Annotated in this window: 26 protein-coding genes and 1 tRNA gene; 16 read left to right on the top strand and 11 right to left on the bottom strand. The window is 69.9% G+C overall.

Annotation, left to right across the window (positions count from 1 at the left end):
* Nucleotides 1-81 precede the first annotated feature (81 nt).
* The 7 genes from QF037_RS22180 to QF037_RS22150 all read left to right on the top strand — a co-directional run bounded on the left by QF037_RS22180 (nt 82) and on the right by QF037_RS22150 (nt 4210).
* Nucleotides 82-708 carry a DUF2637 domain-containing protein gene (locus QF037_RS22180; protein WP_307027881.1) on the top strand — a complete coding sequence of 209 codons (627 nt, stop codon included), beginning with the start codon at nt 82-84 and terminating at the stop codon, nt 706-708.
* Between the two features lie 13 nt (nt 709-721).
* A complete protein-coding gene (locus tag QF037_RS22175) occupies nt 722-913 on the top strand; it encodes a mobile element transfer protein (protein WP_046260711.1) in 192 nt (63 codons plus the stop codon).
* Nucleotides 914-928: 15 nt separating this feature from the next.
* A complete protein-coding gene (locus QF037_RS22170) occupies nt 929-1123 on the top strand; it encodes a hypothetical protein (RefSeq protein ID WP_055523542.1) in 195 nt (64 codons plus the stop codon).
* Between the two features lie 25 nt (nt 1124-1148).
* Complete coding sequence (locus QF037_RS22165; protein ID WP_307037309.1) at nt 1149-1394, top strand: SpdD protein; 246 nt, start codon at nt 1149-1151, stop codon at nt 1392-1394.
* Nucleotides 1395-1536: 142 nt separating this feature from the next.
* Nucleotides 1537-2859, top strand: coding sequence for a replication initiator (locus QF037_RS22160; protein WP_307037308.1), 1323 nt, complete (start codon nt 1537-1539; stop codon nt 2857-2859).
* Entirely contained in the window at nt 2856-3044 is a 189-nt protein-coding gene (locus QF037_RS22155; RefSeq protein WP_307027877.1) for a helix-turn-helix domain-containing protein, read from the top strand. Before QF037_RS22160 ends, QF037_RS22155 begins: the two co-directional genes overlap by 4 nt.
* Nucleotides 3044-4210, top strand: coding sequence for a site-specific integrase (locus tag QF037_RS22150; protein WP_307027875.1), 1167 nt, complete (start codon nt 3044-3046; stop codon nt 4208-4210). The genes QF037_RS22155 and QF037_RS22150 overlap by 1 nt, the downstream gene beginning before the upstream one ends.
* A gap of 78 nt (nt 4211-4288) precedes the next feature.
* On the opposite strand, the gene QF037_RS22145 is transcribed toward QF037_RS22150, so the two are convergent.
* The 3 genes from QF037_RS22145 to QF037_RS22135 all read right to left on the bottom strand — a co-directional run bounded on the left by QF037_RS22145 (nt 4289) and on the right by QF037_RS22135 (nt 6300).
* Nucleotides 4289-4362: transfer RNA gene (locus QF037_RS22145), tRNA-Pro, on the bottom strand.
* A 42-nt stretch (nt 4363-4404) separates the two neighbouring features.
* The gene (locus tag QF037_RS22140) at nt 4405-5202 is read right to left on the bottom strand and encodes a Pr6Pr family membrane protein (protein ID WP_307027873.1); all 798 of its coding nucleotides are present in this window, start codon (nt 5200-5202) and stop codon (nt 4405-4407) included.
* 171 nt (nt 5203-5373) lie between these two features.
* Nucleotides 5374-6300, bottom strand: a complete 927-nt coding sequence (locus QF037_RS22135; RefSeq protein WP_307027871.1) for a metallophosphoesterase — start codon at nt 6298-6300, stop codon at nt 5374-5376.
* Nucleotides 6301-6420: 120 nt separating this feature from the next.
* On the opposite strand from QF037_RS22135, the gene QF037_RS22130 reads away from it, so the two are divergent.
* Nucleotides 6421-6888: a GatB/YqeY domain-containing protein gene (locus QF037_RS22130; RefSeq protein ID WP_307027869.1), complete on the top strand. Its 468-nt coding sequence runs from the start codon at nt 6421-6423 to the stop codon at nt 6886-6888.
* A gap of 84 nt (nt 6889-6972) precedes the next feature.
* Here QF037_RS22130 and QF037_RS22125 read toward each other — a convergent pair whose 3' ends face one another.
* Nucleotides 6973-9234, bottom strand: a complete 2262-nt coding sequence (locus QF037_RS22125) for a transglycosylase domain-containing protein (RefSeq protein ID WP_307027867.1) — start codon at nt 9232-9234, stop codon at nt 6973-6975.
* Between the two features lie 492 nt (nt 9235-9726).
* Between QF037_RS22125 and wblA the strand changes: the two genes are divergently transcribed.
* A complete protein-coding gene (gene wblA / locus QF037_RS22120; RefSeq protein ID WP_063757766.1) occupies nt 9727-10065 on the top strand; it encodes a transcriptional regulator WblA in 339 nt (112 codons plus the stop codon).
* A gap of 33 nt (nt 10066-10098) precedes the next feature.
* Here wblA and QF037_RS22115 read toward each other — a convergent pair whose 3' ends face one another.
* Nucleotides 10099-11415, bottom strand: a complete 1317-nt coding sequence (locus QF037_RS22115; RefSeq protein WP_307027858.1) for an ArsA family ATPase — start codon at nt 11413-11415, stop codon at nt 10099-10101.
* Nucleotides 11412-12389, bottom strand: coding sequence for an ArsA family ATPase (locus QF037_RS22110; RefSeq protein ID WP_307027856.1), 978 nt, complete (start codon nt 12387-12389; stop codon nt 11412-11414). The genes QF037_RS22115 and QF037_RS22110 overlap by 4 nt, the downstream gene beginning before the upstream one ends.
* 127 nt (nt 12390-12516) lie before the next feature.
* Here QF037_RS22110 and QF037_RS22105 point away from each other — a divergent pair, with 127 nt between their 5' ends.
* The 4 genes from QF037_RS22105 to QF037_RS22090 are packed head-to-tail and all read left to right on the top strand — an operon-like array spanning nt 12517 to nt 14890.
* A complete protein-coding gene (locus QF037_RS22105) occupies nt 12517-12675 on the top strand; it encodes a DUF4177 domain-containing protein (RefSeq protein ID WP_003967454.1) in 159 nt (52 codons plus the stop codon).
* Nucleotides 12672-13139 (top strand): RidA family protein, encoded by a 468-nt coding sequence (locus tag QF037_RS22100; RefSeq protein WP_266889391.1) that lies wholly within the window; start codon nt 12672-12674, stop codon nt 13137-13139. The genes QF037_RS22105 and QF037_RS22100 overlap by 4 nt, the downstream gene beginning before the upstream one ends.
* 54 nt (nt 13140-13193) lie before the next feature.
* Nucleotides 13194-14063 (top strand): NUDIX hydrolase, encoded by an 870-nt coding sequence (locus tag QF037_RS22095; protein WP_307027852.1) that lies wholly within the window; start codon nt 13194-13196, stop codon nt 14061-14063.
* Nucleotides 14060-14890: an MBL fold metallo-hydrolase gene (locus QF037_RS22090; protein ID WP_307027850.1), complete on the top strand. Its 831-nt coding sequence runs from the start codon at nt 14060-14062 to the stop codon at nt 14888-14890. The genes QF037_RS22095 and QF037_RS22090 overlap by 4 nt, the downstream gene beginning before the upstream one ends.
* 201 nt (nt 14891-15091) lie before the next feature.
* Here the strand turns inward: QF037_RS22090 and QF037_RS22085 are convergent, their stop codons facing one another.
* Both QF037_RS22085 and QF037_RS22080 read right to left on the bottom strand, forming a co-directional pair.
* On the bottom strand, nt 15092-15913 hold the full coding sequence (locus QF037_RS22085) for a nucleotidyltransferase domain-containing protein (RefSeq protein ID WP_307027848.1): 822 nt from the start codon (nt 15911-15913) through the stop codon (nt 15092-15094).
* Between the two features lie 234 nt (nt 15914-16147).
* Nucleotides 16148-16822, bottom strand: coding sequence for a Crp/Fnr family transcriptional regulator (locus QF037_RS22080; protein WP_266824125.1), 675 nt, complete (start codon nt 16820-16822; stop codon nt 16148-16150).
* A 252-nt stretch (nt 16823-17074) separates the two neighbouring features.
* Between QF037_RS22080 and nth the strand changes: the two genes are divergently transcribed.
* The 3 genes from nth (at nt 17075) to QF037_RS22065 (ending at nt 20072) form a co-directional block, all read left to right on the top strand.
* Nucleotides 17075-18043, top strand: a complete 969-nt coding sequence (nth, locus tag QF037_RS22075; RefSeq protein ID WP_444972117.1) for an endonuclease III — start codon at nt 17075-17077, stop codon at nt 18041-18043.
* A gap of 91 nt (nt 18044-18134) precedes the next feature.
* Nucleotides 18135-18824 (top strand): NUDIX hydrolase, encoded by a 690-nt coding sequence (locus tag QF037_RS22070; protein ID WP_307027845.1) that lies wholly within the window; start codon nt 18135-18137, stop codon nt 18822-18824.
* Between the two features lie 48 nt (nt 18825-18872).
* On the top strand, nt 18873-20072 hold the full coding sequence (locus QF037_RS22065) for a MarP family serine protease (RefSeq protein WP_307027843.1): 1200 nt from the start codon (nt 18873-18875) through the stop codon (nt 20070-20072).
* A 13-nt stretch (nt 20073-20085) separates the two neighbouring features.
* On the opposite strand, the gene QF037_RS22060 is transcribed toward QF037_RS22065, so the two are convergent.
* The 3 genes from QF037_RS22060 to QF037_RS22050 all read right to left on the bottom strand — a co-directional run bounded on the left by QF037_RS22060 (nt 20086) and on the right by QF037_RS22050 (nt 21890).
* The gene (locus QF037_RS22060) at nt 20086-20268 is read right to left on the bottom strand and encodes a hypothetical protein (RefSeq protein WP_095046639.1); all 183 of its coding nucleotides are present in this window, start codon (nt 20266-20268) and stop codon (nt 20086-20088) included.
* A 210-nt stretch (nt 20269-20478) separates the two neighbouring features.
* Nucleotides 20479-21405 carry an alpha/beta fold hydrolase gene (locus QF037_RS22055; protein ID WP_307027839.1) on the bottom strand — a complete coding sequence of 309 codons (927 nt, stop codon included), beginning with the start codon at nt 21403-21405 and terminating at the stop codon, nt 20479-20481.
* Nucleotides 21402-21890 (bottom strand): phage holin family protein, encoded by a 489-nt coding sequence (locus tag QF037_RS22050; RefSeq protein WP_307027837.1) that lies wholly within the window; start codon nt 21888-21890, stop codon nt 21402-21404. Before QF037_RS22050 ends, QF037_RS22055 begins: the two co-directional genes overlap by 4 nt.
* Nucleotide 21891: the final 1 nt, after the last annotated feature.

Below are 21891 nucleotides of genomic sequence, written 5' to 3'. Positions count from 1 at the left end.
CCCCCCTCCCCAACCGGTCGGCGTGACCGCCTCACGCCACGTCCCTACCCCTCCCATGCCTGAACCCGGAAGGAGCCGCTCATGCGCGCCCAACTAGCCCGCGTCGACGCGGTGCTCGTCCAGGCGCTGATCGCCGCCGCGCTGTCATTCGCCCACATCCACGACATCGCCTCGGCGGCCGGACAGGACGGATGGAAAGCGTGGGCCTATCCCGTCTCGGTCGACCTGCTGCTCGTCGCCGCCTGGCGTCGACTCCGGTCTGGTGAGGCGAAAGCGTCCGGGTGGTGCTGGTTCCTCATCGCACTCGCCGCATCCCTCGGCGCGAACGTCGCCACCGCCGGACTCCTCGACCTGGACCACGTGCCGGCCTGGCTGCGCATCCTCGTCGCGGGCTGGCCCGCGGTCGCCTTCCTCGGCGGAACGCTCCTCGCCCACTCCGCCCCGAGGACGAAGCCGACCAACGACACCGAGGCCATCGAGGACCAGGAGGACGCGCCCGAACCCGCCCCCGAGTCACCCGCCCAACCAGCCATCGAAGCTCGGCCCGAGCACCCCGCCGTACCCGTCCCGACCGCCCTGGTCGACCACGCCCGCAAGGTCGCCGCCGAACACCACACCCGCACCGGCGCCCCGATCGACACCCCAACCCTCCGCGCCCGCCTCGGCGTCCCCGAGCCCATGGCCGAAGCCATCGCAGCCCAGCTCTGAAAGGAGAGGCCACATGCCCGCCAACCGCCGCTTCCGCAACGTCACCCGCATCGGCCCGGTCCAGGTCGCCACCTCGTACGACCAACGCGGCCGTGAGAAACACACCGCCGCCTGCACCGCCCCCCGTTGCGGCTTCTCCACCGACTACGACAGCCGCGCCGCCGCCGAACTGGCCGCCAACACCCACCGCTGCCCCGTCCGCTGAAAGGACCTGCACACCGTGACCGTCAGCCTGCCGCTCGTCGTCGTCCTCGGCTTCTTCGCCTGGGGAGCGGTCAAGTTCCTCGGCGTCCGCACCTGGGTCGTCGTACTGATCGCCCTCTTCGGCTTCTGGCTCTCGCAGACCTTCTTCGCCCCCGCCATCGAGTCCGGCACGCGTACCGGCGTGGACGTCATAAACGGCTCGCATGCCTAGACGAGTAGATGAGGAGAGTTCCGCCGTGTTCCTGCCCGAGTACCCCGACAACCCGACCCCGCCGCCCGCGCACACCCACGCCCCGACCGACCCGATGCCCGTACGGCGCTCGCTCCCGTCGGTCTCCATCGATCAGAAGACCGTCGTCGCCCTGGTCGTCGGCGGAGTCGTCCTCACCGCGCTCCTGGCGGCCGTCGCCGTCACAGCCATCTCCGTAGCCGTGGCCGCCGTGGTCCTGCGCTCCCTGCTCGGCGAGCAGCATCGGCGCTGAACCCCCGCCAGACCTCCGGGGCGGCGTCGCTCGACTAAGCATCACGCCGCCCCGGGGCCTGTTCCTCCCGACCTAGCCAGCCAGAAGGAGAAACGCCATCTTCACCCGCACCACCCGGGCCCCCCTCCCGGAACTCGCGAACCTGGCCTCGCAAGGCACGCTCCCGGGTATCCTCCGCCAGCTCTCCACCCTCGGCGGCTGCACCCACCCCATCCGCCTCGACGGTCACCGCACCGAGTACGACGTCGACACCACGACCGGCGAGATCGGCGCCGCCCTCCACCACCTCGACTCGACCAGCCTCCCGGCCGGCCAACTCCTCGTCCGCTGCAACAACCGCCGTACGACCCGCTGCCCGGCCTGCGCGGAGGTCTACCGTCGCGACACCTTCCACCTGATCACCTCCGGACTGCGTGGCGGCAAGGGCACCCCGGAACAAGTCGGCGCCCACCCCCGCGTGTTCACCACCTTCACCGCCCCCGGCTTCGGCCCCGTCCACAACCGCCGCACCGACGGCCGCCCCTGCCGCTGCGGCGTCCACCACGACCAGGACGACGAGAACCTCGGCACCCCGCTCAACCCGGACACCTACGACTACGAAGCCGCCGTCCTCTGGAACGCGCACGCCGGTCAGCTCTGGCGGCGCTTCTCGACGTACCTGCGCCGGGAGGTCGCCAAGCGCGCGGGCCTCTCCCAGCGCAGGTTCCGCGACCACGCGCGCGTGTCCTTCGCCAAGGTCGCCGAGTACCAGAAGCGCGGTGCCGTCCACTTCCACGCCGTCATACGTCTCGACGGCCCGGGAGGCGGTGACACCCCGCCCCCGACCTGGGCCACCGCCGAGCTGCTCACCGACGCCATCGGCGCTGCCGCGACCAAGGTCCGCGTTGACGGCCCGGTCATCGACGGCCGCGCCCACACCTTCACCTTCGGCCGCCAACTCGACGTCCGCACCATCCGATCCGCCGACTTCAACGACGGCCAGGAGCTGACCGAGCGAGCCGTAGCCGCGTACATCGCCAAGTACGCGACCAAGGGAGCCGAGACAGCTACGGGAGCTCTCGACCGCCCGCTCAAGTTCGCCGCCGAGCTGGCCCAGCTCGACATCAGCGACCACGCCCGCCGCCTGGTCCGAACTGCCTGGACCCTCGGCGCCCGCAAGGATCTGGAACACCTCCGCCTGCGTGCATGGGCCCACATGCTCGGCTTCCGCGGCCATTTCTCCACCAAGTCCCGCCGCTACTCCACCACCCTCGGCGCCCTCCGCGAGGCTCGCGCCGAATGGCGCCGCGCACAGGCAACAGCCAACAAGCCCAGCACTGACACGACATACGTCCTCGCCCACTGGGTCTTCGCCGGCACAGGTCTCTCTGCCACCGAAGCCTGGCTCGCCGCGAGCCTCCACGCTGACGCGGCTCCTTCAGAGCCCCACTCCAACCGCCCCGACCAGGAAGGAACCGTTGCGTGACCACGGCCGCGCCCGAACTGCTCACCGTTCCTGAGGTCATGGCCCGGCTCAAGCTCGGCCGCACCAAGGTCTACGACCTGATCCGTACCCGGCGCCTGGTCTCCATCAAGGTCGACGGCTGCCGCCGCATCCCCGACACAGCCGTACGCGCCTTCATCCGGGGCCAGATGGGAGAAGCCGCCTGATGACGAAGCGTCGTAGCCGTGGTGACGGCGGCCTGCACTGGGATGAGAAGAGACAGCGTTGGATCGCCACGGCGAACCTCGGCTTCGACCCGAGCGGCAAGCGGATCGTCAAGCGGGGGAGTGGCAAGACCAAGACGGAAGCGAAGAACAAGCTCAAGGAGGTGTTGCGGGACCACGAAGACGGCCTCGCCATCGCACCTACCAACTACACGGTCAAAGACGCGGTGACGGACTGGCTCACCTACGGCCTGGCCGGCCTCGACCCCAGCACCATCGAGACCACAACCCTCCTGAGTCAGAAGCACGTCATCCCGTCGCTCGGCGCTCGCAAGCTCCGTGACCTCAGCGCTGAGGACGTAGACCGCTGGCTGGCTACCAAGGCAAAGACGTTGAGCACGCGCACACTTCAGGGCCTCCACTCCTGCCTGAACCGCTCGGTCAAGCGGGCCATGGCGCGGGACAAGGTGAAGCGCAACGTCGTCGAGCTGTGCTCGGTACCCCAGGGGCAGGCGGGGCGCCCGTCCAAGGCGCTCACCTTCGCCCAGGCGGAGGCCGTCCTCAAAGGGGCCGAAGGGACCTCGATGTACTCGTACATCGTCGTCGCGCTGCTGACCGGGGCCCGTACCGAAGAACTGCGCGCCCTCACCTGGGATCACGTGTTCTTGAAAGGCCGTCCCGAGTTCGACCCGCCCCAGCCTCCGCACATCGCCGTGTGGCGGTCTGTCAGGCGGAGCGGTGACACCAAGACCCGCAAATCTCGGCGCACCCTCGCCCTGCCGGCGCGCTGCGTCGCAGCTCTCTGGCAGCAGTTCGAAGACCAGGGCTGGGATCGGCTCGCCGCCGATGACGCTTGGGAGGAACACGGCCTCGTCTTCTCCTCGACCGTCGGCAAGCCGCTCGACGCTGCCAACGTCCGCCGCGCCTTCCGTCAGGCGCTCAAAGACGTCGATGGGGTCGACGCCGCCGAGTGGACACCACGGGAGCTCCGCCACAGCTTCGTGTCGTTGCTCTCCGACCGGGGCGTCCCGTTGGAGGAGATCTCCCGGCTCGTCGGACACTCCGGGACGGCGGTCACCGAGGAGGTCTACCGGAAGCAGATTCGGCCTGTGATTCAGACCGGCGCTGTGGTCATGGACGGCATCTTCAAGCGGGACTCGAAGCGATAGTCACGCAGATAGACACACATGCAAAAACAGGTGAGGCATCTACCGAAGTGGTAGGTGCCTCACCTGCTGTTTTGGCTGTCGGGGTGGCGGGATTTGAACCCACGACCTCTTCGTCCCGAACGAAGCGCGCTGCCAAGCTGCGCTACACCCCGATGTCGCTGCTTGTCCTGCTTGTCGCGGCGACGACGTTTACTTTAGCCCACTGGTGGCTGGAGACGAAATCCGGTTTTCGCGCGGTGGTGGGCGCGATGGCGGAGGGGGTTCGGGCGGGCGTGGTCGAGGGCTACGAGGAGGATGGCGAGGGCGTAGAAGGAGAGGCCGAGGAGGAGGGCGTTGGCGAGGACGCTCTTGTAGCCGTGGAGGTCGACGTCGAGGAAGGCGTAGAGGTAGCGGGCCGGGGTGCCGGGGAGGAGCAGTTCACCCCGGGTGAAGGAGAAGGCCAGATAGGCCAGGGGGTAGAGGAGCCAGTTCGCCGCCCGGCGGAGGCGGAAGCCGCCGGGTGCGGTGAGGAACAGCCAGTCCACGACCGCCGCGATCGGCAGCCCCGTGTGGAGGGCGTGGTTCGCAAGGGACTGCCAGCCGGTCGGGGGAGCCGCTTCGCCCGTCATCGAGAACGGGGTCGTCGCGTCGGCCAGGAGCAGGTGGTACACCGAGCCCGCGAGCAGGACGTACAGGAGTGTCGCGCCCGTCAGGGCGGCCGGCAGCGGGCGGCGGGCGCTCCACGCGCGCTTCGCCGACAGCACGGACACCAGCGCCAGCAGGATCGCGCTCTGGATCGAGAAGTAGCTCAGCACACGGGCCGGGCTCCCGAGGAGCAGGTCGATCGTGACGGCCGCCGCGGCCGCGAGAGCGACCAGCAGGCGGTACACGGCGGCCAGGGGGCGGCGTACGGGGGCCACCACCGCCGTGGCGGGGACGCGGGAGGGCAGCAGCGCGGGCATGCCGGGGATCGCGGGAAGGTCCGGGATGTCCCTGGGTATCGGGGTGGTCATGCCGTCACGCTAAGCACCCCGGACAAAAGGGGCGATACGGGCGGGCCGTGCGGGTTACCCCACGGCCCGAGCACCCACGGCCCGAGCACCCGCGCCCGGCACCCGCGCCCGAGCACTCATGCCCGAGCAGCACCCGCGCCCGGCACCCCTACCCGTGCACCCCTGCGGAAGCTACCCCCGCGCCACCAGCGTCAGCAGCGTCGCCTCCGGCGGGCACGCGAACCGTACCGGCGTGTAGCGGTTCGTTCCGCACCCCGCCGACACGTGCAGATACGACGTCCTGCCCTCGGCCGTGTGCGTCGACAGACCCTTCACCCGTTCCGTGTCCAGGTCGCAGTTGGTGACCAGCGCCCCGTAGAAGGGGATGCACAGCTGCCCGCCGTGCGTGTGGCCGGCGAGGATCAGCGGGTAGTCGTCGGCGGCGTACGCGTCCAGGACGCGCAGATACGGCGCGTGGACCACGCCCATCGAGAAGTCCACGTTGGACGACGGGCCGCCGGCCACCTCCGCGTACCGGTCGCGCTTGATGTGCGGGTCGTCCAGGCCGGTCAGCTCGATCGACATGCCCTCGACCTTCAGGGTGCCGCGGGTGTTGGTCAGGTCGAGCCAGCCCGCGGCGTCGAAACCGTCCCGCAGTTCCTCCCACGGGTTGTGGACCACGCCCACGGCGGGCGGGTTGCCGTTCAGACCGTGGCGGCCGCTCGTCTTCTCCAGGAGATAGCGGGCGGGGTTGCGGGGCTTGGGGCCGTAGTAGTCGTTGGAGCCGAAGACGTACGCCCCCGGGAACTCCATCAGCGGACCCAGCGCGTCCAGGACCTCCGGGACGCCCTCGGGGTCCGAGAGGTTGTCGCCCGTGTTGATCACGAAGTCGGGGCGCAGGCCCGCCAGTGAGCGCAGCCAGCGCTGCTTCTTGCGCTGACCGCCGACCATGTGGATGTCGGAGACCTGGAGCATGCGCAGGGGACGCATGCCGGCAGGGAGAACGGGGACCGTCACCCGTCGGAGGCGGAAGGAGCGGGCTTCGAAGCCCGCCGCGTACACCAGACCGGCGGCGCCAGCCGCCGCGATCGACAGAGGTACTCCGTATCGCGCGCGCATGGCCCCATCGTGTCAGACCCGGCAAGTACCCTGTCGTCCGCCGTCGTTTGAAGCCGGCCCCCGGGCGGCCCCCTTAAATCGATGGGCGTCCGGCCTCGCGCACCTGCGAGAATCAGTCACATGACCACCAAGCTCAAGTCGAAGCTGCAGGAAGACCTCACCGCGGCGATCAAGGAGCGCGACGAGCTCCGCTCCTCGACGCTGCGCATGACGCTCGCCGCGATCACCAAGGAGGAGGTCGCGGGCAAGGAGAAGCGCGAACTCTCCGACGACGAGGTCCTCAAGGTGATCACCAAGGAGGCGAAGAAGCGCCGCGAGGCGGCGGACGCGTTCGCCGAGGGTGGTCGTGCCGAGTCGGCCGAGCGGGAGAAGGCGGAGGGCGAGGTCCTCGCCACGTACCTGCCCAAGCAGCTGTCCGACGAGGAGCTGACCGACATCGTCGCCCAGGCCGTCCAGGAGGCGAAGGCGGCGGGTGCAGAGGGGCCGCGGGCCATGGGCGCCGTCATGAAGATCGTGAACCCGAAGGTCGCGGGCCTGGCGGAGGGCGGCCGAGTAGCCGCCACCGTGAAGAAGCTGCTGGCCGGCTGACCGACCGCGCCGAACGGCGAACGGCCCCTTCACCGTCGTACAGAGATCTCTCTACGACGGTGAAGGGGCCGTTTCGTCTAGCGGCTAGCCGTTGCGGCCGCCGTTGCCGTTGTTGCCCTGGAACAGGTCCTCCGGGATCGAGAAGGTCGGGTCCGGGAAGGCCCCGCCGTCCGTGCCGCCGTTGTTCTGGCCGCCGTCGTCGTCTCCGTTGTCCCCGTCGCCGTTTCCGTTGCCGTTCCCGTTTCCGTCGCCGTCCCCGTTGCCGCGGTCCGGGTTGTCGGGGGGGAGCTGAATGTAGTTGAACTGCGGGGCGTCCTTGCCCGCGAGGGCGCCGGTCATGGCGTCCTTCCAGATCGGGCCCGGGACCTTGCCGCCGTAGACGAGGTCGTTGTACTCGCCGCCGATCGTGATGTTCTTCATCTCGACCTTCTGGGAGGCGCTGCCGACCCAGACCGCGCCCGACAGGTTCGGCGTGTAGCCGACGAACCAGGCGTTCTTGCGGGAGTCCGTCGTACCCGTCTTACCGGCGTTGTCACGGTCGGACAGGCCCGCCGTCTGGCCGGTACCGGAGTCGACCACGCCCTTGAGGAGCTGGTTGACGGTGTCCGCGGTCGTCTCGGACATGGCCCGCGAGCAGGTCGACTTGGGCACCTCGAGCGACTTCTGCTGCTGGGCGACGCGCTGGGTGATCGACTCGATGGCGACCGGCGTGCAGTACATGCCGCGGGAGGCGAAGGCGGCGTACGCGGTTGCCATCGTCAGCGGGGAGATGCCCTTGGAGCCCAGCGCGATCGCGGGCACCTCGGGCAGTTTGTCGCCGTTGCCCTGCACGACCTGGAGCTTGTTGGTCATGCTGACCACGGGGCACAGACCGATGTCGGAGATCATCTGCACGAAGTAGGTGTTGACCGAGAGCTCCATCGCCTTGCGCAGGCGGTAGGGGCCCTTCTCCGACTCCGACTCGTTCTCCAGCTTCTCGCCCTTCAGATTGACCCATGGCTTGCTGTCACAGGTCTGGACGGGGCTCGGGTACTCCATCTGGTACGGCGACGAGTACTCCTGGTTGGCCGGCCGGCCCTCCTCCAGCGCGGCCGCCGCGACGAACGGCTTGAACGTCGAACCGGTCGGGAAGCCGTAGTTGGAGCCGCCCATGCCGTAGCCGACCGAGTAGTTGATCTCGGTCTCGTTCTTGCCGTAGCCGTACGGCTTCGACTGGCCCATGCCGACGATCTTGCCGGTGCCGGGCTCGACGAGGGTGGCCGCGGCCGCGACCTTGTCCGACTTGTAGACGTGGTCCTTGAGCGAGGCCTGGACCGAGTCCTGCGCCTGCGGGTCGAGGGTGGTCTTGATCGTCAGACCGCCCTGGTTCCAGACCTTGGCGCGGTCCTCCTTGGTCTTGCCGAAGACCGGGTCGTTCTTGAAGACGGCCTCGACGTACTTGCAGAAGAAGCTGGCGCCCTTCGCGGCGGTGATGCAGCCGTTCTTGGGCTGGCTGACCTTGAGGCCGAGCTTCTCCTCCTGGGCCTTGGCGGCCTCCGCGCGGGAGATGTCGCCGACCTCGGCCATGCGCTGCAGCACGATGTTGCGCCGCTTGGTGGCCTCGGCCTCGTCGTTGATCGGGTCGTACCGGCTGGGCGACTGGACGATGCCCGCCAGCAGCGCCGACTGGGCGAGGGTGAGGTCCTTGGCGGACTTGGAGAAGTAGCGCTGGGCGGCGGCCTCGACGCCGTAGGCCTGCTGGCCGAAGAACGTGATGTTCAGGTAGTTCTCGAGGATCTTCTTCTTGCCCAGCTCCTCCTCGACCTGGATCGCGTACTTCAGTTCGCGGATCTTGCGGCCGAGGGTCTGCTGGGTGGCCTGGGCGACCTTCGTCGGGTCATCGCCGGCCTCCTCCACGAAGACGTTCTTCACGTACTGCTGGGTGAGCGTGGACGCGCCCTCGGCCACCCCGCTGCTCTGCACGTTCTTGTTGAGCGCGCGCAGCACGCCCTTCAGGTCCACCGCGCCGTGCTGGTAGAAGCGCGAGTCCTCGATCGCGACGATCGCCTTCTGCATGTACGGCGAGACGTCCTTGAGCTCGACGACCGTGCGGTCGCGCGAGTACACGGTGGCGATCTGGCCGCCCTTGGCATCGAGGATCGTGGTCCGCTGGCTCAGCGGCGGCGTCTTCAGATTGGCCGGGAGCTCGTCGAAACTGTCGACCGACCCCTTGGCCGCGAGGCCCAGTGCACCGAAGGCGGGCAGCGCGATGCCCGCCAGCACCGCACCCGAGAGCACGCTGACACCGAGGAACTTGGCGGCCTGCTGGGCGGGGGACAGGCCGCCACCGGAGCGCTTCTTCGACATGGGGGCAGCCTAATCCGTACTCATGAGCGTTCGGAGGGAGCGCTTGCTCCTCGGGATGTTCGGCAGGCTTTTCGCGCGCATGGCAAAGAGAGCGCCTACCTTCTCATTCGCCGGACATGCGCGCAGGCCTTGGCCTAAGCTGCTCTCAACTGTCACAGCAGTGCGGTCACGTATCAATACGTCCGGCGACCCCGAATCGTTCCGGAGGTTCCCAACTTTTTGATGGGGACGTGTCCGAATCCGCCTTGTGTGTCACCTGGTGCCCGTTGTGGCTCAACTGAACTGTCCCGCTTTGCCGGGATGATCACGCATGTCGCCAGCTCACTCCCCCGGGTGATCTGCCGCTTACGCATAGTCCGTTCGGGCCATTCAAGATTGGGCCCGAAGGGGGTGTTGCGCTGTGCCCACCTTCCGTAACGTCCTCAACTGGCGGCGGTGAATATGCCGCTGCCGCCGTGGGGGAGCCTCGATTCGGGAGAGGACGGCGCCGGTATGGGCTGGGTAACCGACTGGAGTGCGCAGGCGGCCTGCCGCACTACCGATCCAGATGAGCTGTTCGTTCAAGGAGCAGCGCAGAACAGGGCCAAGGCGGTGTGCACCGGATGTCCGGTGCGCACGGAGTGCCTGGCCGACGCGCTCGACAACCGCGTCGAGTTCGGCGTGTGGGGAGGCATGACGGAGCGGGAACGCCGTGCGCTGCTGCGCAGGCGGCCCACTGTGACCTCCTGGCGCCGGCTCTTGGAGACCGCGCGTACGGAGTACGAGCGAGGGGTCGGCATTCTGCCCCTCGACGACGATGAGGTGTACGAGAACTACGCGGCGGTGGGCTGAGGGCGAGACCCCTGGGGGTCCCTCCGCTCCGGCTCAGCCGTCCGCGGTCTCGGGCAGCTCCGGCCGACCGGCCGCGAGCCGTGTTCCGATGTCTCGCAGCCCCGCGAGGTCGTGTACGTCGCCGGGCAGCGCGGCCACCTCTGCCACCGCCACTTCGGGGTGGCGCGCGGTGAAGCGGTCACGCGTGCGCTGCTCGCGGGAGAGCAGCCGCATACGCTCGGCATGCAGCCTCAACAGGCTTGCGGTGAGTTGTTCGACGGTCCGGTCCGCGGCAGGGGAGCCTTCGGCGGACACCGGATCGGATGCGGGGGACTCTGAACTGCCGTCTGTGTCGGGAGAGTTACGAACTCCAGCTTTCCCGTCCTCCTGATCGACAATGCGGGACTCCTCAAGATTTTCCGCGGCGGCGAGTGCCCGCTCGGCCGACAGCCGGGCGGCGCTGCTGCCGTGGACCCGGTTGAGCACCAGCCCCGCGAGCGGCATGTCCTCGGCGGCCAGCCGCTCCACGAAGTACGCGGCCTCCCGCAGCGCGTCCCGCTCCGGCGCCGCGACGACCAGGAACGCCGTGCCGGGCGCCTGGAGCAGTTTGTACGTCGCGTCCGCGCGCGTGCGGAACCCGCCGAACATCGAGTCCATGGCGGACACGAACGTCTGGACGTCCTTGAGCAGTTGGCCGCCGAGCAGCTTGCCCAGCACGCCGGTCATCATCGACATCCCGACGTTCAGGAACTTCATCCCCGCCCGGCCGCCGACCTTCGCGGGCGCCAGCAGGACGCGGATCAGCTTGCCGTCGAGGAAGGACCCCAGCCGCTTGGGCGCGTCCAGGAAGTCCAGCGCGGACCGGGACGGCGGGGTGTCCACGACGATGAGGTCCCACTCGTCGCGGGCCCGCAGCTGGCCCAGCTTCTCCATCGCCATGTACTCCTGCGTGCCCGCGAAGCCCGCCGAGAGCGACTGGTAGAAGGGGTTGGCGAGAATCGCGGAAGCCCGCTCGGGGTCCGCGTGCGCCTCGACGATCTCGTCGAAGGTGCGCTTCATGTCGAGCATCATCGCGTGCAGCTCGCCGTCGCCCTCGACGCCCTTCACCCGGCGTGGGGTGTTGTCGAGGGAGTCGATGCCCATGGACTGGGCGAGTCGGCGGGCCGGGTCGATGGTCAGGACGACGACCTTCCGGCCGCGCTCGGCGGCCCTGAGACCCAGCGCCGCCGCGGTCGTGGTCTTGCCGACGCCGCCCGAGCCGCAGCACACCACGATGCGCGTCGCCGGATCGTCGACCAGCGGGTCCAGGTCGAGCATGCGCGCGGGGGAGAGACGGTGGTGCCGGGCCTGCCCCTCGACGTCCGGACTCATGACATCCCCTGCTTCCGCAGTTCCGTGGCCAGCTCGTACAGACCCGCCAGGTCCATGCCCTCGGCGAGCAGCGGCAGTTCGTGCAGCGGCAGGCCCAGTTCGCCAAGCACCGCGCGCTGTTCGTGCTCCAGCGCGTACCGCTCGGCGTACTCCTCGGCCTGGGCCAGGAGCGGGTCCACCAGCCGCTCGGCATGCCCGCCGCGCCGCGCCCCGCCGAGCCCGGCGGCGGACAGCGACTGTGCGAAGGAGGAACGAGTGGTGCCCCGGACGAGTTCCAACTCGTCCGCGTCCAACACCTCCGGGCGCACCATGTTCACGATGATCCGCCCCACCGGCAGCTTCGCCGCCCGCAGTTCGGCGATCCCGTCCGCGGTCTCCTGGACGGGCATCTCCTCCAGCAGCGTCACCAGGTGCACGGCCGTCTCCGACGACTTCAGCACCCGCATCACGGCCTGCGCCTGGTTGTGTATCGGCCCTATCTTCGCGAGTCCCGCCACCTCGTCGTTGACGTTGAGGAAGCGGGTGATGCGTCCGGTGGGGGGTGCGTCCATCACGACGTGGTCGTAGGCGAACCGCCCGGACTTCTCCTTGCGCCGCACCGCCTCGCAGGCCTTGCCGGTCAGCAGGACGTCCCTGAGACCGGGCGCGACGGTGGTGGCGAAGTCGATGGCGCCGAGCTTCTTCAGGGCGCGCCCGGCTCCACCGAGCTTGTAGAACATCTGGAGGTAGTCCAGAAGGGCCAGTTCGGGATCTATGGCGAGGGCGTACACCTCCCCGCCGCCCGGTGCGACCGCGATTTTTCTCTCCTCGTAGGGCAATGCCTCCGTCTCGAAGAGCTGTGCGATGCCCTGGCGGCCCTCGACCTCGACGAGAAGCGTCCGCTTCCCCTCGGTGGCCAGGGCCAGCGCGAGGGCAGCGGCCACCGTCGTCTTACCGGTACCGCCCTTGCCACTGACGACCTGGAGCCTGCTCACGTCATCGAGCGTAACCATTCGATGCGGGTACCAACCGGCAGGCTGTGGATACTGCGCTTTTCCGGGGGGTGGCCCCCGGACCCCCAGGAGCGGAGCCTGTGTGTGGTCAGCGGCTAAAGTCGGCCACATGACCAAGTGGGAATACGCAACCGTGCCGCTGCTCGTCCATGCCACGAAGCAGATTCTGGACACCTGGGGCGAGGACGGCTGGGAGCTCGTCCAGGTCGTGCCCGGGCCGAACAACCCCGAGCAGCTGGTGGCCTACCTGAAGCGGGAGAAGGCGTGAGCGCGGTCGAGGCGAAGCTCGCCGAGCTCGGGCTGACACTGCCGGAAGTGGTCCCGCCGCTGGCCGCGTACCAGCCGGCCGTGCAGTCGGGCGTGTACGTGTACACCTCGGGCCAGCTGCCGATGATCGAGGGCAAGCTCCCGGTCACCGGCAAGGTGGGCGCGGAGGTCACCCCGGAGGAGGCCAAGGACCTGGCCCGCACGTGCGCGCTGAACGCCCTGGCGGCCGTCAAGTCGGTCGCCGGTGATCTTGACCGCGTCAAGCGCGTGGTGAAGGTCGTCGGGTTCGTGGCGTCGGCGTCGGACTTCACCGGCCAGCCGGCTGTCATCAACGGCGCGAGCGAGCTGCTGGGCGCGGTCCTCGGCGACAAGGGCGTCCACGCGCGCAGTGCGGTCGGGGTGGCGGTGCTGCCGTTGGACGCGCCGGTGGAGGTCGAGGTCCAGGTGGAGCTCACCGAGGCATAGCCGCACCTCCGGGCCCCTCTCGAACATTCGCGCACCACGGGATAGCCTCCGCCCATGGCGAATGGGCAGTGGTTTCCGCAGGACTGGCCGGAACGGATCCGTGCGCTCGCCGACGGCACGCTCACCCCGGTCGTCCCCAAGCGCGCGGCCACGGTCATGCTCCTCAAGGACACCACCGCGGGCCCCGTCGTGCACATGCTGCGCAGACGCGCCTCCATGGCCTTCGCCGGAGGCGCGTACGCGTATCCGGGCGGCGGCGTGGACCCCCGCGACGACGACCACCAGATCCGTTGGGCGGGCCCCACGCGCGCGTGGTGGGCCGAGCGGCTCGGCGTGGACGAGGCGGAGGCCCAGGCGATCGTCTGCGCGGCCGTACGCGAGACGTACGAGGAGGCGGGCGTCCTGCTCGCCGGACCCGCCCCGGACTCGGTGGTCGGTGACACCACGGGCGAGGACTGGGAGGCGGACCGCCGGGCCCTGGTCGCGCGGGACGTGAGTTTCGCCGAGTTCCTGGAGCGTCGCGGCCTGGTGCTGCGCTCGGACCTGCTGGGCGCCTGGACCCGCTGGATCACCCCGGAGTTCGAACCCCGCCGCTACGACACCTGGTTCTTCGTCGCCGCCCTCCCCGAGGGCCAGCGCACCCGCAACGCCTCCACGGAGGCGGACCGCACGGTGTGGATCGGACCGGCCGAGGCGGCGGAGTCGTACGACAAGGGCGAACTGCTGATGATGCCGCCCACGATCGCGACCCTGCGCCAGCTGACGCCGTACGACACCGCCGGCGAGGCCCTCGAGGCCGCCCCCGCCCGCGACCTGACCCCCGTCCTGGCCCGGGCCCGTCTGGACGGCGACGAGATCGTGCTGTCCTGGCCGGGGCATGACGAGTTCACCAAACACATCCCGACCGGTGGAGCCCCCGCATGACGGACGCCGCAGCCCTTCCCGGTCAGCCGAGGGGCGGGGTGCTTTCGGGCCCCGCCACCCCGAGGGCCGTCAATGTCCTCGCGCCCAACGCGTCCGCGATGACCCTGGACGGCACGAACACCTGGATCCTCGCCGAGCCCGACTCCGAACTGGCCGTCGTGGTCGACCCCGGGCCGCTGCACGAGGGGCATTTGCGCAACGTCGTGGACACCGCCGAGAAGGCCGGCAAGCGCATCGCGCTGACCCTGCTGACGCACGGTCACCCGGACCATGCCGAAGGCGCCGTGCGGTTCGCCGCGCTGACGGGCACGAAGGTGCGGGCGCTGGACCCGGCTCTCCGGCTGGGCGACGAGGGGCTGGGCGCCGGGGACGTGGTCGGGGTCGGAGGCCTGGAGCTGAGGGTCGTACCGACGCCGGGGCACACCTCGGACTCGCTGTGCTTCCATCTCCCGGCCGATCAGGCGGTTCTGACGGGGGACACGATCCTGGGACGCGGTACGACGCTCGTGGCGCACCCTGACGGCCGCCTGGGCGACTATCTGGACTCCCTGAGGCGTCTGAGGTCCCTCACGGTCGACGACGGCGTCCACACCGTCCTCCCGGGCCATGGGCCCGTCCTGGAGGACGCACAGGGGGCGGTGGAGTTCTATCTCGCCCACCGCGCCCACCGGCTCGCCCAGGTGGAGACGGCCGTGGAGGACGGGTACACGACGCCGGGCCAGGTCGTCGCGCACGTGTACGCGGACGTGGACCGGTCCCTGTGGCCGGCGGCGGAACTGTCGGTGCGGGCGCAGCTGGACTATCTGGAGGAGCACGGGCTGATCTAGTGCCGCGGCAGGCAACGTTTGCCCCGTCGCGACGCCCGGCACGCACTCTCGCCGCACCGGCCGAAAGCCCAAGTACGTCCAGTACGAGGGCTTCCGGCCGGCACGCCGAGAGCACGCACCGGACGCCGCTCCTTGACGGGCAAACGTTGCCTGCCGCGGCACTAGCGGGGCGGGACGCCTCCGCGTCACGCGCGCGCGGGCCTAGTCCGGACGCGGTGCCTTCACCCCGTGCACGCGCCTGTACTCCTCCGCCAGCCACGGCCCGAGATCGTCGACGTACGACATGAGCGCGTCCCGGTCGCCGCGCGGCGCGTACCCACGCACCGCGGCCGCCCGCATCTGCGCGGCCCGCCGCGGGTAGTACGCGCCGAACGCCTCCGCCATCTCCGTCAGATCGCTCGTCCAGCCGTTCCAGCGGGGCATCACGAGGGTGAAGCCGGTGCGGACGAGATGGCGGGACATGAAGCGCACGAGGGGGCGCAGCGCCTCCTCGGAGTCGCCCGCGCGGGAGATCCGCTCACGCCAGCGCGGCAGCAGCAGGGCGAGGTCGCCGTTGGTCTCGCGGGCGAGCCGCGAGTCCGGGCGGTAGCGCGGCAGGTACTCGGCGAGGTCGTCGCCGAGCAGCGGGGTGCACAGACAGGCCACGAACCACCCCAGGTCGTACGTCTCCGCCTCGCTCAGCAGCCGCGCCCGGCTGTGGAGCAGCGTCCCGGCACCGTCGATCTCCGGGAACTCCTTGTCCAGCGCCGTGTCGAGCGCCCGGGCCGCCTCGCGGTCCGCGTCCGTCGGTTCCTCGTGCAGGGCGACGAGCAGGTCGAGGTCGCTGCGGCCCACACGCGCGGTGCCGCGCGGGATCGACCCGTAGAGGTACGCGCTGTGCAGTCGTGGCCCGAACAGGCCCAGCAGCCGGTCCCGCGCCACGGCGACGACCGGCCGGAAGGCGTGCGGCACGCGCGCGAGGGAGCCTTCGCGCTCGAGGTAGCCCTGGACGTCGAGACCCTTGCGCAGAACGGTTTCGGCCATGGGTTCACTGTGCCGCCACAAGGGGGCGGGAGCGGCGGATTTACGGCGCGGCCGAACGGGCGTCGGTCTCTGTTGCGCCGGTCCGGGAAATCTCAGCCCGTCCGGCGATTGAGGACGAGGCCGTTCAGGCCGAAGGGGGGTCTGGGGGCGCAGCCCCCGGGACAGCGTCGGCATGAGTCGGGCCCGCCTCATGATGAGACGGGCCCCCACAAGGCGTACGGCCAGGACCGAGCGTCAGCGAGAGCGCTTCGCGAGCCGCTCCACGTCCAGCAGGATCACCGCGCGGGCCTCCAGGCGGAGCCAGCCGCGCTGGGCGAAGTCGGCGAGGGCCTTGTTGACCGTCTCGCGGGAGGCGCCGACCAGCTGGGCCAGCTCTTCCTGCGTGAGGTCGTGGACGACATGGATGCCCTCCTCGGACTGCACGCCGAAGCGGCGGGAGAGGTCGAGGAGTGCGCGGGCCACGCGGCCGGGGACGTCCGAGAAGACCAGGTCGGACATCTGGTCGTTGGTCTTGCGCAGCCGGCGGGCGACGGCGCGCAGCAGCGCGGTGGCCACCTCGGGGCGGACGTTCAGCCAGGGCTGGAGGTCGCCGTGGCCGAGGCCGAGCAGCTTGACCTCGGTCAGCGCGGTGGCGGTCGCCGTGCGCGGGCCCGGGTCGAAGAGCGACAGTTCGCCGATCAGCTCGCCGGGGCCGACGACGGCGAGCATGTTCTCGCGGCCGTCGGGGGAGGTGCGGTGGAGTTTGACCTTGCCCTCGGTGACGACGTAGAGCCGGTCGCCCGGGTCGCCCTCATGGAACAGGGAGTCGCCGCGCGCGAGGGTCACCTCACTCATGGAGGCGCGGAGCTCCGCGGACTGCTCGTCATCGAGCGCCGCGAAGAGCGGGTTGCGCCGCAGAACGTCGTCCACGAGTTCTCTCCTTGTCGACCTGCTCAGGGGATCTTGCTCCCCCTTGGTACCAGGGGACCGTGTTCCCCATTTTGCCGGACGGTCCAAACAGTGTGATCTGTCACAAGGATGCCGCACAGGTGTCCCGGGGTAAGCGGCAGGGGTCCAATCGGGGGCCGATCTCCGGGGTCCGGGGCGATTGTCGGTGCCGGGCTCTAGGCTGGCCGGGTGTCCAAAACGCCGGTGAGAGCACAGGCCAAGGGGGCTGGGCGGGTGGCTGTACGTCGAGATTCCGCTGTGGGCGAACAGGACCCCGGTGGCGGAAAGAAAACGGCAAAAGTGACAAAGAAGGCTGCGGTGAAGAGGGCTCCGGCGGTGGTGAAGCAGGCGGCCGAGAAGAACGTCCCCGTGAAGAAGGCCGTGGCGGGAAAGGCTCCGGCCAAGACCGTCGCCGTCAAGCCGGCGAAGGCCGAGTCGCCCGCCGCGCTGGTGCGCCGGGCCCGCCGGATCAACCGCGAACTGGCCGAGGTGTTTCCGTACGCCCACCCGGAGCTGGACTTCGAGAACCCCTTCCAACTCGTGGTCGCCACGGTGCTGTCCGCCCAGACGACCGACCTGAGGGTCAATCAGACGACCCCCGCGCTCTTCGCCAAGTACCCGACCCCCGAGGACCTGGCCGCCGCCAACCCCGAGGAGGTCGAGGAGATCCTCCGTCCGACCGGCTTCTTCCGGGCCAAGACCAAGTCGGTCATAGGGCTGTCCAAGGCGCTGGTGGAGCAGTTCGGCGGCGAGGTCCCGGGCCGCATGGAGGACCTCGTCAAGCTGCCCGGCGTAGGCCGCAAGACGGCGTTCGTCGTCCTCGGGAACGCCTTCGGGCGGCCCGGCATCACCGTGGACACGCACTTCCAGCGGCTGGTGCGACGCTGGCAGTGGACCGCCGAGACCGACCCCGACAAGATCGAGGCCGCGATCGGCGCGCTGTTCCCCAAGAAGGACTGGACGGACCTCTCGCACCACGTCATCTGGCACGGCCGCCGTATCTGCCACGCCCGCAAGCCCGCCTGCGGCGCCTGCCCCATCGCCCCGCTCTGCCCGGCGTTCGGCGAGGGCGAGACGGACCCGGAGAAGGCGAAGAAGCTCCTCAAGTACGAGAAGGGCGGCTTCCCCGGGCAGCGGCTCAACCCTCCGCAGGCCTACCTGGACGCGGGCGGGAAGGCGGCGCCGCCGCTGGGGGCCGGATGAGGGGCGCCACCAGGGGCACGGGCCGGCCGGCACGGCTCCAGGAACGATCTCGGGGTGGCCGGGCGTTGGACTCGCAAGGACGGGGGTGGCGATGACGCGCGCGAGCAATGCACAGGGCGTGGCGCTCAGCAAGGAGGGTCTGCCGCAGTGGCTGGACCCGCTGGTGCACGCGGTGGAGACGGTCGAGCCGGTGCAGCTGAGCCGGTTCCTGCCGCCGGCGGACGGGGCGGGGCGGCAGTCGGCCGTACTGATCCTGTTCGGCGAGGGGGAGCGCGGACCCGAGCTGCTGCTCATGGAGCGGGCCAGCTCGCTGCGGTCCCATGCCGGGCAGCCCTCCTTCCCCGGCGGCGCCCTCGACCCCGAGGACGGCGACCCGATGGGCGACGGGCCGCTCAGAGCCGCCCTGCGTGAGGCCGAGGAGGAGACCGGGCTCGACCCGGCGGGCGTGCAGCTCTTCGGCGTGCTGCCCAAGCTCTACATCCCGGTCAGCGGCTTCGTCGTGACCTCGGTGCTGGGCTGGTGGCGCGAGCCGACCCCGGTCGGAGTCGTGGATCCGAACGAGACGGCGAGAGTCTTCACCGTTCCCGTGGCGGATCTCACCCATCCCGACAACCGGGCCACGACCGTCCACCCCAGCGGCCACCGAGGCCCGGCATTCCTGGTCGAATCGGCCCTGGTCTGGGGCTTCACGGCCGGAATCATCGACCGTCTGCTGCACTACTCGGGATGGGAGCGCCCCTGGGACCGGGAGAAGCAGGTCCCGCTCGACTGGCGGTCATGACAGGGTGTCTGCCGTGTTGTGTCGTGTGATGAGGCGAGGCCTGAACCGGTGAACGTGCTGGACATCCTGTTGCTGGTCGCCGCCGTGTGGTTCGCGATCGTCGGCTACCGCCAGGGCTTCGTCGTCGGCATCCTGTCGGTGATCGGCTTCATGGGCGGCGGTCTTGTCGCCGTCTATGTGCTGCCCGTCGTCTGGGACGCCCTCACCGACAACTCGGAGGTCAGCACGACCGCCGCCGTCGTCGCGGTCGTCGTCGTCATCGTCTGCGCCTCCGTCGGCCAGGCCCTGACCACCCACCTCGGCAACAAGCTGCGCCGGTACATCACCTGGTCCCCGGCCCGCGCCCTGGACGCCACCGGCGGCGCCCTCGTCAACGTCGTCGCGATGCTCCTCGTGGCGTGGCTGATCGGCTCCGCCCTCGCCGGCACCACCCTGCCGACCCTGGGCAAAGAGGTCCGTGGCTCCAAGGTCCTCCTCGGCGTCGCACGGGCCCTGCCCGAACAGGCCAACACCTGGTTCGCGGACTTCTCCTCGGTCCTCGCGCAGAACGGCTTCCCCCAGGTCTTCAGCCCGTTCTCCAACGAGCCGATCAACGAGGTCCAGCCGCCCGACCCGGCGCTCGCGGCCAGCCCGGTAGCCACCCGCGCCAAGCAGTCCATCGTCAAGGTCATGGGCACCGCCCAGAGTTGCGGCAAGGTCCTCGAAGGCACCGGCTTCGTCTTCGGCGAGCGTCGCGTCATGACCAACGCGCATGTCGTGGGCGGCGTCGACGAACCCACCGTCCAGATCGGCGGCGAGGGCAGGAAGTACGACGCGACGGTCGTCCTCTACGACTGGGAGCGCGACATCGCCGTACTCGACGTGCCGGATCTCAAGGCGCCCGCCCTCGAGTTCACGTCCACGGACGCCAAGAGCGGCGACGACGCGATCATCGCGGGCTTCCCGGAGAACGGCGGGTACGACGTCCGGGCCGCGCGCGTGCGCGGACGCATCCCGGCCAACGGACCGGACATCTACCACCGCGGCACCGTGCACCGCGATGTGTACTCCCTCTACGCGACCGTCCGCCAGGGCAACTCCGGCGGCCCGCTGCTCACCGCCGAAGGCGAGGTCTACGGCGTGGTCTTCGCCAAGTCCCTGGACAACGCCCAGACCGGATACGCGCTGACCGCGGACGAGATCCAGGAGGACATCGCCAAGGGGCGCACCGCGAACCAGCAGGTGGACAGCGACAGCTGCGCGCTGTGAGGTGGGAGGTGCGTCAGCCTCGAGGGTGACGCAGCCGTACCGAGACCCAGCGGGCCCGGCGGCGCAGAATGTGCGGAATGCCCACCCGGAGATCCGTGCCCTGCATCTGCGGGGCCCCTCCTCGCTGGTGGGGGCTCAGACCATGGCCCGAGCGGCGATTGCGTGCTGCGTCACTGTAGTCGTGCGTCCAGCCCATACCCCGACGTGTGCCCCTGCCCCAAGGTCGATAACCGCCCCCAGGGCCCCCAATTGGCCTATGCGCCGGGCAAGTGGCTGTTCGTCGTACAGGTGTTCAGATCCGGATACCGGGCGCGTCCACACGGTCACCGATCGGGCTCGGGATCCTTGAGTCAATTGATCGGTTCGGTCGAGAAAGCGACCGGATCCTCCTCAGCGCTGACGTCCTTCACCGGTCGGGCTCGGGGTCCTTCAGCCAGTTGATGAGCTCGGTCGAGAAAGCGACCGGATCCTCCTCATGCGGAAAATGCCCGAGTCCGTCGAACAGCCGCCAGCGGTACGGCGCTTCGACGTACTCGCCGGATCCGGCCGCGCTCCGCGTGCGCAGCACCGGGTCCAGCGAGCCGTGCAGATGCAGCGTCGGCACTCGCACCGGCCGCTTCATACGGCGGTTGAACTGGATGCCGTCGGGGCGGGCCAGGGAGCGCACCATCCAGCGGTACGGCTCGATCGAGCAGTGAGCCGTCGAGGGGATGCACATCGCGCGGCGGTACGTCTCCACCGCGTCGTCGTCCGGCAGGACAGGGCCCGACCAGTCCCGCATGAGCCGGGCGACCAGCGCGCCGTCGTCCGCGGTGAGCTGCCGCTCCGGGACCCAGGGGCGCTGGAACCCCCAGATGTAGGAACCGGCGCGCGTCTGCTTGACGTCCGAGAGCATCGCCGAGCGCCAGCGCCGCGGATGGGGCATCGAGGCCACCGCGAGCCGCCGTACGAGCTTCGGACGCATCGCGGCCGCCGTCCACGCCAGATAGCCGCCCAGGTCATGGCCGACCAGCGCGGCGTCCGGCTCGCCCAGGGAGCGGATCACCCCGGTGATGTCGAGGGCGAGGTTGGCCGGGTCGTAGCCGCGCGGGGTGCGGTCGCTGCCGCCGACGCCCCTGAGGTCCATGGCGACGGCCCGGAACCCGGCGTCGGCGAGCGCGGGCAGCTGGTGTCGCCACGTCCACCAGAACTGCGGGAAGCCGTGCAGCAGCAGGACCAGCGGGCCGTCGCCCATCTCGGCGATGTGGAAGCGGGCGCCGTTGGCGGCGACCTCGCGATGGGTCCAGGGGCCGTCCGGTCGTACTACTGAGGCAGATGTGGCGGGGTCCGTCATGACGACGAGCGTGCCACAGCTTCGATGGCCTCCGGGACACGGTCCTGCGTCAGCTCCGGCCGCGGATGCGGCTTGGCGTTCTGCAGGATGCTCGCCGACTCCTTCATCGACGCGGCGGTCTTCTGCGCGCCGCCGCCCTTCTTCGCCTTCTTCGCGAAGACCACGCCGATCAGCGCCAGCAGCCCCGCGATGAGCACGTTCGCCGCGAAGGACAGCAGGAAGCAGACCGCCAGGTTCCAGTCGCTCCAGGTGCGGATGCCGTACGCCAGGGCGAAGTTCAGCATCGGCAGCGAGAACACCAGCACCCCGCCGGCCACCATGAACGCGCCGCCGCTCGTCGCGCCGCGCTTCACGTCCCGCTTGAGCTGCGCCTTGGCCAGCGCGATCTCGTCGTGCACCAGCGCGGACATCTCGGTCGTCGCCGAGGCGAACAGCTGGCCGATGCTGCGTTCGGCGCCGACCGGGCTGCCGTCGGGTGCGCTCATC

This window comes from Streptomyces canus, from assembly GCF_030815415.1.
In the GTDB taxonomy this organism is placed as follows: domain Bacteria; phylum Actinomycetota; class Actinomycetes; order Streptomycetales; family Streptomycetaceae; genus Streptomyces; species Streptomyces canus_F.
The sequence above is the reverse complement of the archived record's forward strand: the minus strand, read 5'-3'. Positions and strand labels throughout refer to the sequence as shown.

Bases quoted from the DNA above. Each gene is read 5' to 3' on its own strand.
- QF037_RS22180 (WP_307027881.1), top strand. From the start codon at position 82: ATGCGCGCCCAACTAGCCCGCGTCGACGCGGTGCTCGTCCAGGCGCTG.
- QF037_RS22175 (WP_046260711.1), top strand. From the start codon at position 722: ATGCCCGCCAACCGCCGCTTCCGCAACGTCACCCGCATCGGCCCGGTC.
- QF037_RS22150 (WP_307027875.1), top strand. From the start codon at position 3,044: ATGACGAAGCGTCGTAGCCGTGGTGACGGCGGCCTGCACTGGGATGAG.
- QF037_RS22140 (WP_307027873.1), bottom strand. From the start codon at position 5,202: ATGACCACCCCGATACCCAGGGACATCCCGGACCTTCCCGCGATCCCC.
- QF037_RS22135 (WP_307027871.1), bottom strand. From the start codon at position 6,300: ATGCGCGCGCGATACGGAGTACCTCTGTCGATCGCGGCGGCTGGCGCC.
- QF037_RS22130 (WP_307027869.1), top strand. From the start codon at position 6,421: ATGACCACCAAGCTCAAGTCGAAGCTGCAGGAAGACCTCACCGCGGCG.
- QF037_RS22125 (WP_307027867.1), bottom strand. From the start codon at position 9,234: ATGTCGAAGAAGCGCTCCGGTGGCGGCCTGTCCCCCGCCCAGCAGGCC.
- wblA (WP_063757766.1), top strand. From the start codon at position 9,727: ATGGGCTGGGTAACCGACTGGAGTGCGCAGGCGGCCTGCCGCACTACC.
- QF037_RS22115 (WP_307027858.1), bottom strand. From the start codon at position 11,415: ATGAGTCCGGACGTCGAGGGGCAGGCCCGGCACCACCGTCTCTCCCCC.
- QF037_RS22105 (WP_003967454.1), top strand. From the start codon at position 12,517: ATGACCAAGTGGGAATACGCAACCGTGCCGCTGCTCGTCCATGCCACG.
- QF037_RS22095 (WP_307027852.1), top strand. From the start codon at position 13,194: ATGGCGAATGGGCAGTGGTTTCCGCAGGACTGGCCGGAACGGATCCGT.
- QF037_RS22090 (WP_307027850.1), top strand. From the start codon at position 14,060: ATGACGGACGCCGCAGCCCTTCCCGGTCAGCCGAGGGGCGGGGTGCTT.
- QF037_RS22085 (WP_307027848.1), bottom strand. From the start codon at position 15,913: ATGGCCGAAACCGTTCTGCGCAAGGGTCTCGACGTCCAGGGCTACCTC.
- QF037_RS22070 (WP_307027845.1), top strand. From the start codon at position 18,135: ATGACGCGCGCGAGCAATGCACAGGGCGTGGCGCTCAGCAAGGAGGGT.
- QF037_RS22060 (WP_095046639.1), bottom strand. From the start codon at position 20,268: ATGGGCTGGACGCACGACTACAGTGACGCAGCACGCAATCGCCGCTCG.
- QF037_RS22055 (WP_307027839.1), bottom strand. From the start codon at position 21,405: ATGACGGACCCCGCCACATCTGCCTCAGTAGTACGACCGGACGGCCCC.
- QF037_RS22050 (WP_307027837.1), bottom strand. From the start codon at position 21,890: ATGAGCGCACCCGACGGCAGCCCGGTCGGCGCCGAACGCAGCATCGGC.